The sequence below is a fragment of the Pseudocoprococcus catus genome (genome assembly GCF_019734885.1).
GTDB lineage: Bacteria > Bacillota > Clostridia > Lachnospirales > Lachnospiraceae > Coprococcus_A > Coprococcus_A catus.
The window spans coordinates 222,192-242,246 of the sequence record NZ_JAAXCM010000020.1 but is presented as its reverse complement, the minus strand read 5'-3'; the positions used below and the strand labels follow the sequence as shown (position 1 = coordinate 242,246).

The following is a 20,055-nucleotide window of genomic DNA, read 5'->3' as shown; positions in this document are numbered from 1 at the left end:
ATGTAACGGATTTCATGTTAGAATATTTACGCAATTTTGATTTTATTTTCCTTTAGGAGGTTTTGATATGAAGAAGCAATGGTGGCACGACAAGGTGACTTATCAGATTTATCCGAAGAGCTTTATGGACAGCAATGGTGATGGCATTGGCGATCTGCGTGGTATTATTTCAAAACTGGATTATCTGAAAGAACTTGGTATCGATATTCTGTGGCTTTCCCCCATCTACCGCTCTCCCCTTGTTGATCAGGGCTATGATATCTCTGATTATTATGCCATTGGTGAGCAGTTCGGTACCATGGAGGAATTTGATGAACTAATCGCAGAAACGAAGAAAAGAAATATGTATGTGCTGATGGATCTGGTTGTGAATCACTGTTCCAGTGAACATGAATGGTTCAAAAAAGCCATGGCCGACCCTGAAGGTGAATACGGCGATTATTTTTATATCCGCGAGAGTAAAAACGGACAGCCCATCAACAATGCCCGCTCTTATTTCGGCGGCAATATCTGGGAACCGATTCCGGGTACTAACAAATATTACCTTCATATGTTTGCCAAAGAACAGCCTGACCTCAACTGGGAGAATCCAAAGGTTCGACAGGAGATTTACAAAATGGTCAACTGGTGGCTGGACAAAGGACTGGCCGGCTTTCGAATTGATGCTATTATCAATATCAAAAAGAATCTTGATTTTCCAATGCTTGAGCCGGACGGCCTGGACGGTCTTGCTTTCTGTACCAAAACCCTTGGTACAAAAGACGGGGTCTCCGAAATGCTCGGCGAATTAAAACGTGAAACCTTTGATAAGCATGGTGCTTTTACTGTGGGTGAAGTTTTTAATATTACTGATGATGATCTGTCTGATTTTATCGGAGAAAATGGTTATTTTTCAACTATTTTCGACTTCAGTACGGAACTTCTCTCCGCCGGTGAACACGGTTGGTATGATGCCCCTGACGTTGCTTTCCCTGCATGGAAAAAAGCTATTTTTCATGCCCAGGATCAAGCTTATGGCTGTGGTTTCGAATCCAATATTATCGAGAATCATGACGAACCCCGGGGTGCTTCTCGATATCTTCCGGTTTATGCCCGTAATTCCTGCGGCACCAAAATGCTCGGCACTATGAGTCTGCTGCTTCGCGGTCTGCCATTTATTTTCCAGGGGCAGGAAATCGGCATGACCAACACAAATTGGCAAAGTGTTGATGAATTTGACGATCTCAATACCGTTGATCAATATCATCTAGCTTTGAAAGCCGGTTTATCAGAAAAAGATGCCTTAGATAAAATCGGCAGACTCAGCCGTGATAACGCCAGAACCCCAATGCAGTGGAACACTTCTTCCAATGCAGGGTTTACAACAGGAATACCATGGCTCCGCTTAAATGACAACTACCCGGATGTCAATGTGGCCGCCCAGGAGAAAGACGCCGACTCTGTTTTAAACTACTATAAAAAACTGATAGCACTGCGTAAATCCGATACATACAAAGATATTTTTACCTACGGAAAAACTATTCCTGTATTTCTGGAAAAAGAGATGTTGATGGCTTACTGCCGCGAAAAAGACGACAAACGTATTCTTGTTCTTGGAAACTTCGGTGAAAAGAAAGAAGCGCTTCATCTGTCAGCCGAACCAAAGAAGCTCCTTTTATCTAACATGAACCGCACAGAAATTGGTCAGGATATTATACTTGCACCACAGGAAAGCGCTGTTGTTCTTTTATAGCTCATTGCCATACTGAAATCGACGACTTCTTACACATACTATTATACAGTTTCATAATTCGACAACTATTTTTATATAAAAGAAAAACAGCCTGTCTCTTGAATCAATTCACATTTACAACATTATACAATTCATCCAATAAACATTTAGCGAATGAATTGTATAACGTGAATTGTCAAAAAACAACCGCTGTTTTTCTATAAAACAACTGTTCAAAGCCAACTTCCAAAATGCTTCGCATTTTGTCAGTATGGCGTATCCGCCAAATACAATTTCATAAACTGCCTTAAAAATGCAAACATTTTATGTCAGTTATATGAAATTGTGCTTGGCTCTGAACAGTTATATATTTTCAATTTGCCAATCAATAGGTGCTACACCATGCTCCTCCAGAAACCTGTTTGTCTGACTGAATGGTTTGCTGCCGAAAAATCCTCTGTAAGCCGAAAGAGGGCTTGGATGCGGTGCTTCCAGTATCAGATGATGCGGATTGTTCAGCATGGCTTTCTTCTGCTGTGCCGGACGCCCCCAGAGAATAAACACGATCGGTCTGTCCTGCTGATTCAATATCTTAATAGCTGCATCTGTGAACTGTTCCCAGCCGATTCCTCTATGGGAATTCGCCTGATGAGCACGAACGGTCAAAACTGTATTCAAGAGCAGAACACCCTGTTTCGCCCATTTCTCAAGATAGCCGTTATTTGGAATATAGCATCCGAGATCATCCTGCAGTTCCTTGTAGATGTTTTCCAGTGACGGCGGGATCGCCACCTGAGGCTGAACGGAAAAACACAGTCCATGTGCCTGTCCATCCCCATGATAAGGATCCTGCCCCAGAATAACCACCTTGACATCCTCTAAAGGTGTCACCTCAAAAGCATGAAAAATCATATCCGAGGGCGGGAAAATCTGATGTGTCGTGTATTCCTCTTTCACTTTCTTATATAATTGCGCATAATAAGGCTTGGCAAATTCCGGTTTCAACGGTTCCAGCCAGTCATTGGCGATTGCTCCCATGCAAAGTTCCCCCATTCATAAAATAATAACTATTTATAATCGGACACTGACTGAACGGGAGGCAAGATATTCTTTCAAATCCCGGATTTCAAGCTCTTTGTAATGAAACAGTGAAGCCGCCAGTGCAGCATCTGCCTTTCCCTCCGTCAACGCATCATAAAAATGCGCCATTGTACCTGCACCACCGGAAGCAATGACAGGAACTGAAACTGCTTCTGCTACAGCCCTTGTCAGTTCAATATCATATCCGGCCTTTGTGCCATCGCAGTCCATACTGGTGAGAAGGATTTCACCTGCACCGAGATCACAGACTCTCTTCGCCCATTCAACAGCATCAATACCTGTATCTATTCTACCGCCATGTTTATAAATTGTCCAGCCTTCGCCGTTTACTCTTTTCTTGGCATCAATGGCCACTACCACACACTGGCTACCGAACTTCTCTGCCGCCTCATGGATCAGCTCCGGACGGTCAATAGCCGCTGAATTAACAGAAACCTTATCTGCACCTTCCCTCAAAACCGCGCGGAAATCATCTACTGTACGGATACCACCGCCGACAGTAAAAGGAATAAACACCTTTTCTGCCACTCTTCGCACAAGATCCACCACTGTATTTCTTCCATCACTGGAAGCTGTGATATCCAGAAAGACAACTTCATCCGCACCGGCCTGATCATAAGCTGCCGCAATCTCCACCGGATCACCGGCATCCTTCAGATTCACAAAATTCACACCTTTGACAACACGTCCGTTATTGACATCCAGACATGGAATAATTCTCTTTGTAAACATATCTTTCCTCCGTCCTACAGCCGTAAATCAGCAAAATTCTTCAAAATTCTAAGACCCAGTTCACTGCTCTTCTCCGGATGGAACTGACAGGCAAAAATATTATCATGTTCCACAGCAGCATGGATATCCGTACTGTACCAGGTTGTTGCCGCCACATCTTCAAGATTTCTTGCTTTCAGATAATAAGAATGTACAAAATACATATACGACTGACGGTCTATTCCTTCAAAAAGCCTGCTGCCTTCCTTAATATCAATAGAATTCCAGCCCATATGCGGAATCTTCAGCCCTTCTGCCGCCGGTATACGAAGGATTTCCCCCGGAAGCAGACCAAGGCCCTTTACCCCCGGCGTCTCTTCACTGCTGTCAAACAACAGCTGCAATCCGAGACAGATACCGAGAAACGGCTTTCCTGACTTCACAGCATCCTGAATGGTCTCCACAAGGTCATAGCTGTGAAGCCGCTCCATAGCATCACCGAAGGCACCTACGCCCGGAAGTACCACCCGGTCAGCCTCCAAAATCGCTTTCCTGTCTCTTGTAATGACTGCATCTTCATTTAAATACTGAAAAGCCTTCTCCACACTCTTCATATTGCCCGCATCATAGTCGATGATCGCTATCATAGGTTATCCTCCATTTATTTCAAAACTCGCTTCCCAAGGTATAGCAAACAAAATCCTTTTTCAGGCTGCCATACTTTCTTACGTTAGCACGCAACAGTTAATGTTTCTTCGATTTTACCACATCATCACCATCTGTGCCAGATATTTTATCAAATTATCCGCAATTTAGTTATATTTGTCTGTATTTCTTCAAATCCAAAGGAAATTTATGTTACATTTACATTTGCTTTTTAAGACGTTTTGTAATATGATAAATATGTATGTTTTTATTCATAAGGTAAAGTAAGGAGGCTATTTATATGAAAACGGCATTTTACGTAGAATCTTATGGCAGACAGGTTGAAGAAAAGGCTTTGATCGCCAAGATCAAAGAGATCTGGGTTGCAGAAGGCAACAAGATCAAAGACATCAAGGATTTAAATATTTATGCAAAACCTGAAGATGACGCCTGCTACTATACTATTAACGGCGACTTTTCAGGTCATATCAAATTGTATGAATAATGGCAGCATAACCCAACACGTTATTGCGAATCGATTTCTACATACAAACAGCAAAGAGGCTTCTGGATCAATTGATGCAAAAGCCTCTTTATCATTATCAGAATTCTATGATCTTTATAAAGATTCTGACATCCATCATTCCGCCAAAACTCCCTTATGCCTGTTCCTGGATCATCTCCGCCGCATCCTGGCAATCCAGTTCAAACCAGAAGGAAACGCCGTCCTCACAGTTGTAAACGCCGTATGGCTGTCCCAGCTGCTCCATGGATGCCTTGACAATGGAAAGGCCGACACCGCTGCCGCCGTACTCCCTTGTTCTCGCTTTATCCACCTTGTAGAATTTATCCCAGAGTTTTGACAGATCTTCCTCCGGTATCTGCTCACCGGTATTGTGAACCGTAATCTTAACCGTCTTTTCCTTCTTCTCAAGCTGAATATCAATGCGTTTCTCCCCATCTGCATGGTTGATGGCATTGGTCAGATAATTCGTAAATACCTCTTCTGACATATACGCATCACTCCATACGTAGATTGGTGCATCCTCCTCAAAGGCAAGATTGATCTCTTTTTGCTTCAATAAAATATCTGACTTGGCGATCACTGCGCGAATCATGGCAATGATATCAAAATGTTCCATAGTCACTGTATTGTAGCCAAACTCCAGCTGATTCAGATCCATGATCTTTTTCACCATCTGATTCATCTTGCGGGCTTCATCCACAATGACTTCACAGTAAAACTCTTTACTCTCCTCATCGTCATTGATGTTGTCCATCAGGCCCTCTGCATATCCCTGGATCAAAGCGATCGGCGTCTTCAACTCATGGGATACATTGGACAGGAACTCTTTACGCATAGCATCGATCTGTTCCTTCTTCTCAAGATCCTTCTTCAGCTCCGTATTGGCCTCTTTCAATTCTGCCAGCGCCTGTTCCAGCGTCTCAGACAACATATTCATGCTATTTCCGAGAACACCGACTTCATCCTCTGTCTTCACTTCGTATTTGGCCGTGAAATCCAGTTCAGACATTCGCTTTGCAATATTCGTCAGCACAGTGATCGGCCCCAGAAAGCGATTGCTGACAAAATACATCACCACAAACCCGATAAGCGCGGCAACCAGGGAAATATATAGGAAAAACTGATTCGACAGTGCTGCACTTTCTGTAATGCTTGAGAAAGAGGCACGGATCAAAATATGATCTCCATTCTTAAATGTACCGGCAAGATAGATATACGATGCACCCAGACGCTTAACATTGACTTTCTCAATCTCATAGCTATCCGTCTTAACCGAGGCTGCATCACCGGACTTGTCCGCATTGATATAATCGCTGTAAATATTACTGCTCTCAACCTTGCTGTTCTGATTCATACCCAGAGATGAATATAAAAGCAGTTTCGTATTGCTCTTGAGCATATAATCAAAAATCGGGCTGCTCATATCCCTGTAAATAATAACCGACAGATTTCTTGTCTGGCTCAGTTTGTCCAACTGCAGATAAAGTTCATCGGAAATACCGCTGTCTGGTATAGCATAGCTTCCCAAACTCTCATCTGTACTGCTGCTTTCCCCGGATTCTGTCGTCTTTCCCTGCAGCTCCGCCGCATACATATCGTCAATCTTCTCAAATGTAGAAATCAGCGTCTGATTCTTCTTGGCCAGATAAAACCTCTTCAGAAAAATATTACTGAGCAGCACAGACGAAACAGATATCAGCAATACCATTCCGATGAGGATCAACGATAATTTGACCTTTAATGATTTTTTTCGAAACATACTACCGCCTCTTACTGATCGACTTCGAATTTATAGCCCATACCCCAGATTGTCTTAATATACTCGCCCTTAGCTCCCAGCTTGTTTCTGAGCTTCTTCACATGGGTATCAATGGTTCTGGCATCACCAAAATAATCATAATTCCATACATTGTTCAGAATACGCTCTCTGGACAAGGCCACACCCTGATTGGACATGAAATAAGCCAACAATTCAAATTCCTTATAGCTGAGTTCTACAGACTTGCCATCAATCAGTACTTCATGGGCAGCCTTATTCAGTTCAATACCGCCGGCTTCCATGGTATCATCTGCCGCCAGCACATTGCTTCTCCGAAGGATGGCCTCGACTCTCGCCACAAGGATCTTCGGGCTGAAAGGTTTCGTAATATACTCATCCACGCCGAGATCAAAGCCCTGCAGTTCATCCTTCTCATCACTCTTAGCCGTCAGCATAATAATCGGAACCTTGGAATACTGTCTGATTTCACGGCATACCTGCCAACCATCCATCTTCGGCATCATCACATCCAGAATGATCAGTGCAATATCCTTCACTTCAAAGAACTTGTCCACCGCTTCCTCGCCGTCTCCGGCCTCAATAACAGTAAATCCTTTCTTCGTCAAAAAGTCCTTCACAAGCTTCCTCATTCTGCTCTCATCATCTACCACTAAAATCTTCAAACTTTCCATATATACTCTACCTCACATTCCGCTTGGGTATTCTTTTCCATTTTCATATTGTATTTACAGTATACCAGAGATTTATGATAAATGTGTGATTTTTTCACATGGAATTGTCAATGTCACCTCTGATTCAAAACCAGCAATACTTTGAATGCCCTATAGATTTATATATTCTGACTATGTTATAATATTTTCAGAGTAAAATATCTTTTTTTAGTGACAAATTAACTTTAATTGGCGAATTTTATGTGCTATAATGTCATAAAAGAGTTGTGAGGTATAAAATAATGAAACTATTAGAGGAAAAGATACGATCCGAGGGTAGGGCTCTCAGCGAAACCGTTCTTAAGGTAGATGGCTTCATCAATCATCAGGTTGATCCTGTTTTGATGAGTGAAATTGGCAAGACACTTGCTTCTTATTACAAGGATAAAGGCATTACCAAAGTATTTACGATTGAGAGTTCCGGTATTGCACCGGCTGTTTACACAGCCATGGAACTTGGTGTACCAATGGTGATCCTGAAGAAGCAGACATCCAAGATACTGACAGGCGATGTATTCCAGACCAACATCACTTCCTTCACAAAGGGAACCAGCTATGAACTGACATTATCTCAGAATTATATTCAGCCGGATGATGTTGTTCTTGTTATCGATGACTTCTTGGCTAATGGCGAAGCTGCCACCGGCGCAACACGCCTTGTTGAAATGGGCGGTGCCCGCATCGCAGGAATTGCCATCCTCATCGAGAAGGCTTTCCAGCGCGGCCGTAAGCGTCTTGAAGACAACGGCTACGAAGTGCGCTCCCTCGCCAGAGTATCCAAGCTCGGACGCGGACTCATCGAATTCACAGAAGCAGACTTATAACATTCTCTGAAAGTTTTATATTTACTTATAGTGTACAAACGCCTGAACATAGAACAGCAATTGTCTTTGTTCAGGCGTTATCTTATTTGCAAAATATCTATAATTCTTCTTAATAATATCCCAAAGTCATTATCCAGACTTGCCATTTTCCTGCTAATCTCACTGCAAAACGTCAATAATTCTTCTGTTAGAACATAAAAACAGCCATTCAAAAGCAGGAGCTGCATATAACATCTATGCGAAACGTCAATAGCCTCGAATGGACATAAAAAATATCAGCTTCAGAGCAGGTGCTTCCATTTCGGCCGGTACTTAGGGGCTGTCCTTTAGCACCTTACGTACCGCTGCCAGAAATGGGCAGTGCAAACGTGCCTGCTCTGAAACTGATATTTTTTATGTCCACCAAGAACTACCGATGTTTCGCCTCCTATTTGCCAAAATGGCAGTTTGGATAATGACATTCCGCACAGTTGCTGCACAGACCGCCATGTCCAAAGGCCGCAATATCTGCCATTGTAATCTTCTCTCCCGCCAGGATTCTCGGAAAGATCAGATCAAATACAGTTACTTTGGAATGCATGACGCATCCTGGAAGTCCCAGTACCGGTCTGCCGTCTGTATAATAGGACAAAAGGAACATGGCTCCCGGAAGCACCGGCGTACCATAAGTAATGATTTCACATCCCGTATCTCGAATAGCCGATGGTGTCAGATCATCAGGATCCACAGACATACCGCCTGTACAGAAGACCATATCTGCACCCTTATCCAACCATTCTTTGATGGCCTGTTCAATCATCTCTTTATTATCCGGCACAAAAGTCTGACCGGCAACCGTACAATGATAGCCTTCCATTTTGCCTCTGAGGATTGGGCCGAATTTATCTTCAATACGATGATAATAAACTTCACTGCCCGTTGTCACAATACCGATATTAAAAGACTTCATTGGCTTCACTTCAATAATCTTATGGCCATCCAGAAGATTTTTGGCCTCATCCAGTTTCTTCTGATCAATGACCAGCGGAATGACACGGGTTCCGGCAACAGCTTCACCCTTTTTCACTGGCAGATTATTGTGAAGACTGGCAAATGAAATCTCTCCCAGCATATTAAGCTGGAATAGCCGGTCTGCATCCACCTTCAGAAGGCCGTCATGGGCTGCTGTAAAAGTAATCTTGCCTTCCTTGATTTCTCCAAAAGTCAGACCGTCTCCCATGGTAATATCTTTCAAAAAAGTAGCCGCATCATTTTCATGGACCATCCCTGGCAGATTTTCCCAGACATAAATATTATCCTTACCAAGGGACAAAAGCACCGGAATATCCTCTTCCTGAATAATATGTCCCTTCTTAAAACGACGTCCCTTAAATTCTCCAGGCAGAATCTGGGTAATATCATGACACAAAATAGCCCCCACTGCCTCTTGAACAGGTATGCATTTCATAATTATTTTCTCCCTTCTCCGCTGCGAAGCCCGTTTTCATAGATACAAATGGCCTGCAGAACACCGCCTGCAATGGCTCTTGCTTTATCTGAAATAGTAAAGCAATTTTCTCTTTCTGATAAACGCGGATCAATATCCGCAATCTTAAAATGCTCCGGTACCGGTAAGCCATCTCTTAGAATACCTCTGAGTACGCCATCCAGTGTCGCATACACCGGTGCATCATCAACCTTCGCAATGAGATCGCCTTTTTTCACCAGATCTCCGATATGGGCAATACCATGGAAAACACCTGCATTCTCGGAATGAATGACACGCTCTTTGCCATAACCGCCGATAATACCCGGGATACCTGTATTGGCAATGGCCTGACCCTCCCGGATAATACGTCCGAGACGATGTCCTCTCTTTGTTTCAATGACCACATCCACATCCACGCCGGCAGTAAATCCCGGCCCCAGTCCAATGACAAAATCCGCCATATCAATGGTGGTTCCGAGATTTCTCTTGGCAATAGCCGCATCCACAAAAGCAAAATGTGGTACTGCTTTGACTGCTTCTGCTTTTTCATCACAGATAATCGGGATAACCCCATCCTGCCAACAGGCCTCTGCCTCTGAAAACTGCGTAATTTTTCTGGCTTTGATCCCCTCAACCTCTGTCTCCCCATCATACATAGCCTCAGAAAAAGCAACACTTCTCCGAATAGCCGTCGGTTTTGCGATTTCAAGAACCAGTACCTGATATCCGCACTGATGCAGACAGCTGATAGTTCCTGTTGCCAGGTCTCCGCCGCCTCTGATAATAATCGTCTTATTCAACCCAATCTCCCCCTTTTACCTTCTCATAACCCTCAGGCGTATCAACATCCACGCCCTGTCTGATATTGTCAATGGGCACATAGCAGACTCGATCCGGATGATTGCGTATGATGGTCCGTCCGCCATGATCTCCTGTCAAAGCCAGTAATTCTGCTTTAAAAGCAGCCGGGAAATAAACCGGCTGCCCCGGACGGCTGCCATACCTTGGCACCACAATATGCGCTGCATCCGCATATTCCAGCAATTTTCCAATGGTATCCGATTTCAGCCAGGGCATATCGCCATTAAAAAACATCCATCCTGCCGATTGTGACGTTTTCTGTACCCCCAACACAACCGAATGGCTTTGTCCTATCTCAGGGCTGTCATTATCCACCGTCAGAAAGCCATTTCCAACTGCCAACTGTGCAATGCTGTCAAATCCCGTCACCACAACCGTCTGCTCAAATCCCACCTGTCTGACCGCATCAAAAACATGTGCAATCATCGCTTTGCCTTCCACAGGCAGCAATAACTTATTGCACCCCATTCTTTTTGAAAAACCGGATGCCAATATTACAGCCGTTATCCCTGCTGTCGGATTATTCATTCTCCAGACACCCCGCAATCCATCCGTCTATGACACCTGATGTCACAGCAGCTTCGGCAATCCTCTTTGCGGACTGATAAAGCTGCGGATCATTTACTCGATTAAGTACCAGCCATCTGCTGCCAAGACTATGCCCAAAAAGACCATTTTCCGATGTAATCAGCTGCAGATAGGCCTCCTCCGTCATCACATCACCGGATTTTAATCCTGTTATTGCAGTGAATTTCTCCATGCGATGCACCTTTGTCGCATCTATGATTTCTCCCAGACAATGCATCGGCAAAACACCAATGGTGGCTTCTGTTGCCGGAAGAATGACCGGTTCATCTTCTCTCCAGCCCTTTAAGGGCTTTCGGTTGGATCCGTCTGCTTCTATCAAAAGCAGATCACTTTCTTCCAGTGCCTGCCCTAACATCTGCTCCCCCAGATTCCAGATTTTGCCTGACGGCAGAATATGTTCCGTATAAAAACAAATAGGAGCCGCCTGCCTCTTCGCATCTCCCTGCCCGTCAGACGACACAACAGCCGGAGGACAGCCTTTATATTCCCACTGCCCATCCGGAAGACACATTTTTGTTGAAGCAGCAACTCCCACTTGATATAATCTGGCATAATGCATAGCCGCCTGACGGATCAATGTTGTTTTGCCGCCGGAACCAACGACTGAAAACACCCTGCAGCCATGCCTGTACAGCGGATCCAGCAATTCTTCAACATGAATCCGATAATCTTTCATTATTTCTGTTTCTCCAGTTCGTTCTTCATCATACCCATCTTGACCTTTTCAGGTGTGATCGGCAATGATGTGACACGTACACCGCAGGCATTATAAACAGCTTCTGCAATGGCCGGTCCCGGTGTATTGATAACAATTTCACCGATGGACTTTGCTCCGTAAGGTCCTGTTGGTTCATAACTGGATTCAAACTCAACACGGATCTTCTTCACATCCACACGATTCGGGATCTTATACTGCATAAAGGAATCTGTCATCATACGACCTTTGGCATCATACTGAACGTCCTCATACATGGCCAGACCGATACCCTGACAGATACCGCCCTCTGTCTGTCCGCGGACAATATTGCTGTTGATGATCGTACCACAGTCAACAACGCCCACATAATCTACAATGTCAAACTTACCTGTTTCTTTGTCCAGTTCAATCTCAACAAAACCAGCCATCAAAGGCGGCGGTGACACCGGACTTGAATAAAAACCTGTGCCGTTTAAATAATTACCGTCGCTTGTGCCGGCACAATGCACGGCTATATCATGAAGGGCTATTGTCTTGCCCGTTGACACTTCCATCACTCTGTTGCCGTCAAAGTAAAATTTTTTCGGATTCACCTTGTCTGTCTCATCAAGAAAACGTTCCGGATACATCATCTTCGCTCCGGCAGTGATAATCTTGTTCTTCAGGTCACAGGCTGCATTATAAACAGCCATACCTGTCACATAGGTTGTGCTGGAGGCATAAGACCCTGGGTCAAAAGGTGAAATATCTGTATCTACACCGGCAACAATAAACTGATCAATGTCAGCCAGCAGCGTTTCAGCCGCAATCTGGGTCATAGATGTATCACATCCGGTTCCCATATCCGTTGCACCAATCTTCAGTGTATAGAAGCCATCATCATTGAGCTTGATCTCAGCACCGGCTGTATCTACATTTGAAATACCGGAACCCTGCATGGAAATAGACATACCGACAGCTCTGACTTTTGTCGGACTGATCTCTTTGCATGGATATTTCTCGTCCCATCCGATCATATCCCGACCACGCTGGATACAACGATCCAATGCACTGCTGTTAAGGGGTTCATTGTAATAAGCCGGCATGATTTCGCCCATACGCAGCATATTCTTCTCACGAAGCAGAAGCGGATCCATATCCAGCATATGTGCCAGTTTATTCACAGTGGATTCCAGTGCAAACTGCCCCTGTGTCGCACCATAGCCCCTGAATGCAGCCGCAGGCATCATGTTCGTGTAAACACCGCGGTATTTGAATCGATGGGCTCTCGCCTGATTGTACAGAGGGATTGCTTTATGACCGGACAAACCAATGGTCGTTGTACCATGTTCGCCGTAAGCCCCCTGGTTAGACAATGTATCCAACTCAATCACATGGATATTGCCCTCTTTATCTGCGCCGACACGGACTTTGATGCACATCTGATGACGGCTGTTGGAACAGGAAAAAGTCTCTTTTCTGGAATAGATCATCTTCGCTGCCTTGCCGGTCTTCAAAGTCACAATCGCCGGGTAATATTCGGAAACAATGGTCTGTTTGGCTCCAAAACCACCGCCGATTCGAGGCTTCACAACACGGATTCTGGACTGTGGAATCTGAAGCGCTCTAGCAAGGGATCTTCTGACATGGAAAGGCACCTGCGTTGAAGATACCACAACAAGACGATTCATATGATCCAGATAAGTATAAGTTCTGAAAGACTCCATCATACACTGTTCCTGAGCCTGAACTTCATATTCGCCCTCCGCGATGACTTCGCTCTCAGCAAATTCCTTCTCCACATCCCCGTGCTCTTCCACGCCGTCAACAACAATATTACGCTTATTGTCCGCATTGAAGCTTGGAATATGCATGAAATAATCATCATAATTATGCACAATCGTTGGATTATCCACAGCTTTTTTATAATCCAGGACCGGCTCAAGGACTTCATATTCAACCTTGATCATCTTCAGTGCCTGTTGGGCTGCTTTCTCATTGTTGGCAGCCACTAATGCCACTTCGTCACCCACATAACGGACATATTCATCCAGGATCAGGCGGTCATAAGCCGAGCATTCCGGATAAGTCTGTCCGGCATTGGTAAATCTCACATGTGGGACATCCTTGTACGTCAGAACACATTCAACACCCTTAACCAGCATTGCTTTGCTTGTATCGATGGATTTGATCCTTGCGTAAGCATAAGGGCTCCTGAGGGCCAGAACTATCAGACACTCATTCGGAGCCAGGTCATTGGTATAAAGAGGCTTGCCTTTGACGATCGGCATACCATCCAGTTTCTTTACAGGCTGGCTGACATATCTCATGCTTCTACCTCCTCATCCACATACTGTCTGATGGCACGCATCTGTCCCATATATCCGGTACATCTGCAGAGATTGCCCTCCAAATAGTGACGAATCTCATCATCTGTCGGATGATCCAGTTCTTTCTTCATGGCAACGACATTCATAATGAGTCCCGGACTGCAGAAACCGCACTGCTCTGCGCCTTCACCCACCAGATACTTACCGAAAGCTTCCGCTTCATCCTGAATACCTTCCAGTGTCGTCACATGTCGTTCATTCACTCTGGCTGCCGGAACAGAACAGGACAGCACCGGTTTGCCGTCCAGCCATACGGTACAAAGACCGCAGTTGGTCGTATCACAGCCGCATTTGACACTCTTGCAGCCAGCATCTCTGAGTACTTCCAAAAGCATGGCATCAGGCTGGCAATGCACTTTTCTCTTTTCTCCATTGATAAAAATATGAACTAGCATGCCATCACCTCCCTGACTGCCTTACCTAAGAGCACTTTGCCAAGAATACGTCTGTACTCTGCGCTTGCCCGCATATTACTTGTAAACGTCACTTCACTGACGAGGATTTCTCCTGCTTCTTGAATAACAGCTTCAACATCTTCCGCTTTCAATGCATTCTGTGACAATTTGTCACTCAGAAAAGCCGCTGTCTTCTCCGCCCTGATGGCTTTCGGTCCTCTGGCTCCCACAGTCACAATCCACTGTCCTGCTTCTGTCCTGCTGGCTGCAAGATTCAGAATAGGAAAATCCCCTCTGGAATTGCGAAACATCTGATAAGAGGACTTCCGTCCGTCTTTCTTGATCACGATCTTCTCAATGATCTCCTTTTCATAAGGCATCGTCATAAATGTCTCCAGCGAAATGCTTCCTCTCTTGTAGAGTACAACAGATGTATCCAACGTCAAAAGCGGTGTCAGAAAATCCGAAAAACCAAAACGGCCGTAGACAGAACCGCCCACTGTCACCGTATTTCTAAACTGTGTACCGATAATAGAAGAAACTGAGTCGGCGATCACACCGTTAAAATACTTCTTCAGAATATCACAGGTTTCCACACTGCGATAAGAAGTCATGGCCCCAATCTCTATCTGTTCGTCATCTTCTCTAATGTAATCAAGACCACATTTTGTCAGATCAACTGCGATATTAATTCTTTTTTTCCCTAATCGTAACCATGCACATCCGCCAAGGATCTGATTGCCTTTTCTGGATTTCAGTATTGTATAGGCCTCATCCAGTGTCTCAGGCATGGCATATTCTCTGATAGTAAACATGTTCTCTCCCTTTAGTGTGAATTAATTTAAAGATGACAAGTATTTCACCATTGCATCCAGATAAGGATGATCGAATTCCTCAATCCTGCCGGCATCACATAAAGCTGCAATGGACGGATCGATTGGAAGACTTGCATAGGATGGAATAGAAAGTTCCTTAGCTGTCTGTTCTCCCTTGCCCTCACCGTAAATATAAATCATTCTGCCGCAATCCGGGCAAAGCAGGTAACTCATATTCTGAACAAGACCAAGTACCGGTACATTCATCATCTTCGCCATGTTATAGGCTTTCTTGACAATCATTTCAACCAGTTCCTGAGGAGACGTAACAATGATAACGCCATCTACCGGCAGAGACTGGAATACTGTCAGAGGAACATCCCCGGTGCCTGGAGGCATATCAACAAGAAGATAGTCCAGATCGCCCCAGATAACTTCATTCCAGAACTGTTTTACCACACCTGCAATAACCGGGCCTCTCCAGACAACCGGATCTTCTTCATTATCAAGCATCAGATTAACCGAAATAATCTTAATTCCTTCCGGTGTCTGAGCCGGGAAAACACCCTTATCATTGCCTACAGCCTTCTCATGAATACCAAATACCTTCGGAATAGAAGGACCCGTGATATCTGCATCCAAAATGCCGACTTTATATCCCTGTCTGTGCAGCTTCACTGCCAATTCTGATGTTACAAGTGACTTTCCTACACCGCCTTTACCGCTGACAATACCAATTACATGTTTAATATGGCTATACTGGTTGGCCGGTTCTTTCATATCTGCTGCTTTTCTTGATGAACATCCCTCTACAGAACATGAACTGCAGCTTGATTCATTACATGCTTCACTCATTGTATTTACACCCTTTCTTATTTTCAACGTATAGTACAACTATACCACATTTCACTTTTTATGCATAGTACTAGGATTTTTCCAAGTATACCTGCGTCTTCTGAATCGTATTGTCATTAAAAAGAGGCAGAACACCGATCATCGATCTATTCTGCCTCTATTATTCCCTATCAAAGTTTATAAACAAATCGTTTGTCGGATATACACTCACTTACCGCAAGCTATTTTGCATATTCCATCACTCTTGACTCTCTGATTACATTTACTTTAATCTGGCCTGGATATTCAAGCTCCGCTTCAATCTGCTTCGCTATATCTCTTGCAAGTAAGATCATATCTGCATCACTTACCTGCTCTGGAACTACCATTACACGAATCTCTCTACCTGCCTGAATTGCAAAAGATTTCTCAACACCCTTAAAGCTGTTGGTAATATCTTCTAATTGATTCAATCTGTTTGTGTAGGTTTCAAGTGTTTCACGTCTTGCACCAGGTCTTGCAGCTGAAATTGTATCTGCAGCCTGTACAATACATGCAATCAACGATGTCGGTTCTACATCACCATGATGTGATTCAACAGCATTAATAACAATCGGTGACTCTTTGTACTTCTTACATAAATCAACGCCAATCTGGATATGAGATCCCTCCATCTCATGGTCAACAGACTTGCCTATATCATGCAATAATCCCGCACGTTTCGCCATACGAACATCAACGCCGATCTCAGCTGCCAGTAATCCTGATAACTGAGCCACTTCAATAGAATGCTTCAAAGCATTCTGACCATAGCTTGTTCTGAACTTCATCTTACCCAGGAGACGTACAAGTTCCGGATGAATACCATGTACACCGACTTCCAGTGTAGCAGCTTCACCTTCCTCGCGAATCATTGTCTCGACTTCCTTCTGAGCCTTCTCTACCATCTCTTCGATTCTGGCCGGATGGATACGTCCATCGACAATTAATTTCTCAAGGGCAATTCGGGCAACCTCACGGCGGATCGGGTCAAAGCTCGAAAGGATAACTGCTTCCGGTGTATCATCAATAATAAGATCAACACCTGTCATCGTCTCAAGTGTACGGATATTCCGGCCTTCACGACCGATAATACGACCTTTCATCTCGTCATTCGGAAGCGGTACAACAGAGATTGTTGTCTCTGCTACATGGTCAGCAGCACATTTCTGAATCGCTGTTACCACATATTCCTTGGCTTTCTTGCCTGCCTCTTCCTTTGCCCTGGTTTCAAGTTCCTTCACTAACATTGCTGTTTCATGTTTCACTTCATCTTCCACAGTCTTCAGAAGATAATCTTTTGCCTGTTCGGAGGTCAATCCTGAGATTCGTTCAAGTTCCTGTACTCTCTTTTCACTCAGGGCATCCACTTCAGCCTGACGTTTGTTCAGCTTATCTTCTCTGGAAGCCAGCTGACTCTCGCGCTTCTCAAGTGAGTCTCCCTTTCTGTCAAGTGCTTCTTCCTTAGCAAGAACACGCTTCTCGAACTTCTGCAGTTCTGCGCGACGTTCCTTACTCTCTCTCTCCAGTTCGTTTTTATTTCTTAAAGTCTCTTCCTTAAGTTCCAACAAACCTTCTCTTTTCTTGGTCTCTGCAGCTTTCAAAGCCTCATCAATAATGTTACGGGCCTTTTCTTCTGCATTGCCAATCTTCTCAGCTTTATCTTTATTGCTTTTGATCAGATAAAGTCCAGCTAAAATGAGGAGAATGCCAAGAACAAGCACAATAATAGCTATTACTGGCACAGGAGCACCTCCTTATTTAATTTCATTGTATTAGAATACAACACTTAAATTTTATACTTTTTTTGAACTTATGTCAAGTATCCTATGCATAAAACCCCTTGAATTGTCAAAATTTTGTGACGATTTATTTTGGGTTAATCATAATTTTGTGCACTCTCACCTGACATCATTTTTATAAAAATCAATCCCATGAAAAAAATCCCAGTCCTATACTCTTTCCTGGTCTATTTCCTCAAAATACCGCATCACATGCGTGATATCACCATAACCATAACCCTTGCGCATCAGTGACTGGATCAGCTTCTGACGCTCTTTATCTGCCATTTCTTCAATCTGCTCTGCCGATGAAAAACGTCTGTGAAGCTCTCTGGTAATTCCCATCTCATCTGTCCATTCGGATGCTTCCATCACCTCACGGATGACATCATCTGAAAGCCCCTTCTGCTTCATCTTGTTCATCATCATCTTCCGACTCGCTGTGCCCTTGTATCTTCCGATCATCTGTCTTGCATAACGTTCATCATCCAGATAATGATACGAGGATACATACGCTATTCCCTGCCGTGCAAAATATTCACTATATCCTCTTTCTCTCAACTTTCGATATAATTCTGCCTGAGCATAATCCCTCTTCACCAGAAGATTCATCGCTGTTCTGGCTGCCTCGCGGCAGACATACTGAACCAGTGCCTCTTCTTCTGCTCTATCAAATTCCATCTCTTCTGTCAGATTCCACTCTCTGATCTCCCTGTCTGTGAACACAAATGCAGGTTCCCCGTCCAGGGAAACCCGCATCTTATGTCGCGTCACAGACTCAATTGCTGTAACTGTCATTATTCTTATTCATTCTCCATCATTGTCTCTGAAGCTGTCACATCAGAATCAGCTTTCACACTGTCTGCTCTCTGACTGCCTGAATTCTCATCGCTGCCATCCGTCTCCAAACCAAAATGGACACGAACCTTATGTTCTACTTCTTCCATAATCTCCGGATGTTCACGGAAATAAGTCTTTGTATTCTCACGTCCCTGACCAATCTTCGCATCATTGTAGGAATACCATGCACCACTCTTGTTGACAATACCGGTATTGGCTGCAAGATCAAGAATATCACCTTCTCTGGAGATTCCCTTGCCAAACATGATATCAAATTCTGCTTCCTTGAACGGAGGTGCCACCTTGTTCTTCACAACCTTCACACGTGTACGGTTGCCGACAATCTCACCACCCTGCTTAATTGCCTCAATACGGCGGATATCCATTCGAATAGATGAATAGAACTTCAGGGCACGACCACCTGTCGTTGTCTCCGGACTTCCGAACATAACGCCGACCTTCTCACGCAGCTGATTGATAAAGATAACAATACAATTAGACTTGCTGATGATAGCTGTCAGCTTTCTAAGAGCCTGTGACATCAATCTCGCCTGAAGGCCCACATGGGAATCACCCATATCACCATCGATCTCAGCCTTCGGAACAAGGGCTGCAACCGAGTCCACAACAATAATGTCTACCGCACCGGAACGAACCATCATCTCTGTAATCTCCAGTGCCTGTTCACCATTATCCGGCTGAGAAATGTACAGATTATCAATGTCTACGCCGATTCTGCGTGCATAAGCCGGATCCAGGGCATGCTCTGCATCAATAAAGCCCGCGATGCCGCCCCGCTTCTGCACTTCTGCAACCATATGTAATGTAACGGTTGTCTTACCTGAAGATTCTGGTCCGTAAATCTCCACAACACGTCCCTTCGGAAGTCCTCCAAGCCCCAGGGCAAGATCCAGACTCAAGGAGCCTGTCGGAATTGTCTCAACATCCATGTTCTTGCTCTTATCACCAAGCTTCATAATGGCACCCTTGCCGAAATCCTTCTCAATCTTCGAAATCGCCGCATCCAAAGCTTTCAACTTTTCACTGTTATCCATTCCAAATCTCCTTTATTCTGTGGCAGCCAACTGGCCTTCATGACTCTGCTTCATTCTTGTATATGATAAAATTATCGTTCATATGTTTTGTGAACATTCGTTCTTCGAACTAATGTTTATATTACACTATCCCGTTTGAAAAGTCAATGCCCTTTTCAAAATGTTCGAATCCCTGATGACATAAAAAGTATAGCATATCCAAAAATATACGGCAATTATCATTCATTGACAAAGTTTTCTGCGCTAAAAAACAAAAGGCGGAAAATTTCGAGTTTGTCCGTCGAAATTTTCCGCCTTCTCAAATA

The 20,055-nt window shown here is 44.1% G+C and carries 19 protein-coding genes; 3 read left to right on the top strand and 16 right to left on the bottom strand.

The window, feature by feature from the left end; translation table 11 throughout:
- Positions 1-67: 67 nt before the first annotated feature.
- Positions 68-1,732 carry an alpha-glucosidase gene (locus HED67_RS03095; RefSeq protein ID WP_221717483.1) on the top strand — a complete coding sequence of 555 codons (1,665 nt, stop codon included), beginning with the start codon at positions 68-70 and terminating at the stop codon, positions 1,730-1,732.
- 342 nt (positions 1,733-2,074) lie between these two features.
- Here the strand turns inward: HED67_RS03095 and HED67_RS03090 are convergent, their stop codons facing one another.
- The 3 genes from HED67_RS03090 to hisH are packed head-to-tail and all read right to left on the bottom strand — an operon-like array spanning position 2,075 to position 4,170.
- On the bottom strand, positions 2,075-2,749 hold the full coding sequence (locus tag HED67_RS03090; RefSeq protein ID WP_015514023.1) for a uracil-DNA glycosylase: 675 nt from the start codon (positions 2,747-2,749) through the stop codon (positions 2,075-2,077).
- A gap of 33 nt (positions 2,750-2,782) precedes the next feature.
- On the bottom strand, positions 2,783-3,544 hold the full coding sequence (gene hisF / locus HED67_RS03085; protein ID WP_015514022.1) for an imidazole glycerol phosphate synthase subunit HisF: 762 nt from the start codon (positions 3,542-3,544) through the stop codon (positions 2,783-2,785).
- Positions 3,545-3,558: 14 nt separating this feature from the next.
- Positions 3,559-4,170: an imidazole glycerol phosphate synthase subunit HisH gene (gene hisH, locus HED67_RS03080; protein WP_221717482.1), complete on the bottom strand. Its 612-nt coding sequence runs from the start codon at positions 4,168-4,170 to the stop codon at positions 3,559-3,561.
- Between the two features lie 299 nt (positions 4,171-4,469).
- Between hisH and HED67_RS03075 the strand changes: the two genes are divergently transcribed.
- Complete coding sequence (locus HED67_RS03075; RefSeq protein ID WP_015514020.1) at positions 4,470-4,673, top strand: DUF6465 family protein; 204 nt, start codon at positions 4,470-4,472, stop codon at positions 4,671-4,673.
- Between the two features lie 154 nt (positions 4,674-4,827).
- Here the strand turns inward: HED67_RS03075 and HED67_RS03070 are convergent, their stop codons facing one another.
- Entirely contained in the window at positions 4,828-6,453 is a 1,626-nt protein-coding gene (locus HED67_RS03070) for a sensor histidine kinase (protein ID WP_246612085.1), read from the bottom strand.
- A gap of 11 nt (positions 6,454-6,464) precedes the next feature.
- On the bottom strand, positions 6,465-7,145 hold the full coding sequence (locus tag HED67_RS03065; protein WP_178438219.1) for a response regulator transcription factor: 681 nt from the start codon (positions 7,143-7,145) through the stop codon (positions 6,465-6,467).
- 281 nt (positions 7,146-7,426) lie between these two features.
- On the opposite strand from HED67_RS03065, the gene HED67_RS03060 reads away from it, so the two are divergent.
- Complete coding sequence (locus HED67_RS03060; protein ID WP_178438217.1) at positions 7,427-8,008, top strand: xanthine phosphoribosyltransferase; 582 nt, start codon at positions 7,427-7,429, stop codon at positions 8,006-8,008.
- Positions 8,009-8,435: 427 nt separating this feature from the next.
- Here the strand turns inward: HED67_RS03060 and HED67_RS03055 are convergent, their stop codons facing one another.
- The 11 genes from HED67_RS03055 to recA all read right to left on the bottom strand — a co-directional run bounded on the left by HED67_RS03055 (position 8,436) and on the right by recA (position 19,750).
- Positions 8,436-9,455, bottom strand: coding sequence for a molybdopterin-binding protein (locus tag HED67_RS03055; RefSeq protein WP_221717481.1), 1,020 nt, complete (start codon positions 9,453-9,455; stop codon positions 8,436-8,438).
- Positions 9,456-9,457: 2 nt separating this feature from the next.
- The gene (gene yqeB / locus HED67_RS03050; protein ID WP_246612084.1) at positions 9,458-10,276 is read right to left on the bottom strand and encodes a selenium-dependent molybdenum cofactor biosynthesis protein YqeB; all 819 of its coding nucleotides are present in this window, start codon (positions 10,274-10,276) and stop codon (positions 9,458-9,460) included.
- Positions 10,269-10,865, bottom strand: a complete 597-nt coding sequence (locus HED67_RS03045) for a nucleotidyltransferase family protein (RefSeq protein WP_221717480.1) — start codon at positions 10,863-10,865, stop codon at positions 10,269-10,271. Before HED67_RS03045 ends, yqeB begins: the two co-directional genes overlap by 8 nt.
- Positions 10,858-11,601: a selenium cofactor biosynthesis protein YqeC gene (gene yqeC / locus HED67_RS03040; protein WP_221717479.1), complete on the bottom strand. Its 744-nt coding sequence runs from the start codon at positions 11,599-11,601 to the stop codon at positions 10,858-10,860. Before yqeC ends, HED67_RS03045 begins: the two co-directional genes overlap by 8 nt.
- Entirely contained in the window at positions 11,601-13,931 is a 2,331-nt protein-coding gene (locus tag HED67_RS03035) for a xanthine dehydrogenase family protein molybdopterin-binding subunit (protein ID WP_221717478.1), read from the bottom strand. The genes yqeC and HED67_RS03035 overlap by 1 nt, the downstream gene beginning before the upstream one ends.
- Entirely contained in the window at positions 13,928-14,386 is a 459-nt protein-coding gene (locus HED67_RS03030; RefSeq protein WP_015514012.1) for a (2Fe-2S)-binding protein, read from the bottom strand. The genes HED67_RS03035 and HED67_RS03030 overlap by 4 nt, the downstream gene beginning before the upstream one ends.
- Positions 14,380-15,201: an FAD binding domain-containing protein gene (locus HED67_RS03025; protein WP_221717477.1), complete on the bottom strand. Its 822-nt coding sequence runs from the start codon at positions 15,199-15,201 to the stop codon at positions 14,380-14,382. The genes HED67_RS03030 and HED67_RS03025 overlap by 7 nt, the downstream gene beginning before the upstream one ends.
- A 21-nt stretch (positions 15,202-15,222) precedes the next feature.
- Entirely contained in the window at positions 15,223-16,056 is an 834-nt protein-coding gene (locus HED67_RS03020) for an Mrp/NBP35 family ATP-binding protein (RefSeq protein WP_178438207.1), read from the bottom strand.
- 221 nt (positions 16,057-16,277) lie between these two features.
- Positions 16,278-17,783 carry a ribonuclease Y gene (gene rny / locus HED67_RS03015; RefSeq protein WP_408639816.1) on the bottom strand — a complete coding sequence of 502 codons (1,506 nt, stop codon included), beginning with the start codon at positions 17,781-17,783 and terminating at the stop codon, positions 16,278-16,280.
- Between the two features lie 243 nt (positions 17,784-18,026).
- A complete protein-coding gene (locus tag HED67_RS03010) occupies positions 18,027-18,653 on the bottom strand; it encodes a regulatory protein RecX (RefSeq protein WP_178438202.1) in 627 nt (208 codons plus the stop codon).
- A gap of 5 nt (positions 18,654-18,658) precedes the next feature.
- Positions 18,659-19,750, bottom strand: a complete 1,092-nt coding sequence (gene recA, locus HED67_RS03005; RefSeq protein ID WP_178438200.1) for a recombinase RecA — start codon at positions 19,748-19,750, stop codon at positions 18,659-18,661.
- Positions 19,751-20,055 lie beyond the last annotated feature (305 nt).

Coding starts and splice junctions, on each gene's coding strand:
- HED67_RS03095 (WP_221717483.1), top strand. CDS start 68: ATGAAGAAGCAATGGTGGCACGACAAGGTGACTTATCAGATTTATCCG.
- HED67_RS03090 (WP_015514023.1), bottom strand. CDS start 2,749: ATGGGAGCAATCGCCAATGACTGGCTGGAACCGTTGAAACCGGAATTT.
- hisF (WP_015514022.1), bottom strand. CDS start 3,544: ATGTTTACAAAGAGAATTATTCCATGTCTGGATGTCAATAACGGACGT.
- hisH (WP_221717482.1), bottom strand. CDS start 4,170: ATGATAGCGATCATCGACTATGATGCGGGCAATATGAAGAGTGTGGAG.
- HED67_RS03075 (WP_015514020.1), top strand. CDS start 4,470: ATGAAAACGGCATTTTACGTAGAATCTTATGGCAGACAGGTTGAAGAA.
- HED67_RS03070 (WP_246612085.1), bottom strand. CDS start 6,453: ATGTTTCGAAAAAAATCATTAAAGGTCAAATTATCGTTGATCCTCATC.
- HED67_RS03065 (WP_178438219.1), bottom strand. CDS start 7,145: ATGGAAAGTTTGAAGATTTTAGTGGTAGATGATGAGAGCAGAATGAGG.
- HED67_RS03060 (WP_178438217.1), top strand. CDS start 7,427: ATGAAACTATTAGAGGAAAAGATACGATCCGAGGGTAGGGCTCTCAGC.
- HED67_RS03055 (WP_221717481.1), bottom strand. CDS start 9,455: ATGAAATGCATACCTGTTCAAGAGGCAGTGGGGGCTATTTTGTGTCAT.
- HED67_RS03045 (WP_221717480.1), bottom strand. CDS start 10,865: ATGAATAATCCGACAGCAGGGATAACGGCTGTAATATTGGCATCCGGT.
- yqeC (WP_221717479.1), bottom strand. CDS start 11,601: ATGAAAGATTATCGGATTCATGTTGAAGAATTGCTGGATCCGCTGTAC.
- HED67_RS03035 (WP_221717478.1), bottom strand. CDS start 13,931: ATGAGATATGTCAGCCAGCCTGTAAAGAAACTGGATGGTATGCCGATC.
- HED67_RS03030 (WP_015514012.1), bottom strand. CDS start 14,386: ATGCTAGTTCATATTTTTATCAATGGAGAAAAGAGAAAAGTGCATTGC.
- HED67_RS03025 (WP_221717477.1), bottom strand. CDS start 15,201: ATGTTTACTATCAGAGAATATGCCATGCCTGAGACACTGGATGAGGCC.
- HED67_RS03020 (WP_178438207.1), bottom strand. CDS start 16,056: ATGAGTGAAGCATGTAATGAATCAAGCTGCAGTTCATGTTCTGTAGAG.
- HED67_RS03010 (WP_178438202.1), bottom strand. CDS start 18,653: ATGACAGTTACAGCAATTGAGTCTGTGACGCGACATAAGATGCGGGTT.
- recA (WP_178438200.1), bottom strand. CDS start 19,750: ATGGATAACAGTGAAAAGTTGAAAGCTTTGGATGCGGCGATTTCGAAG.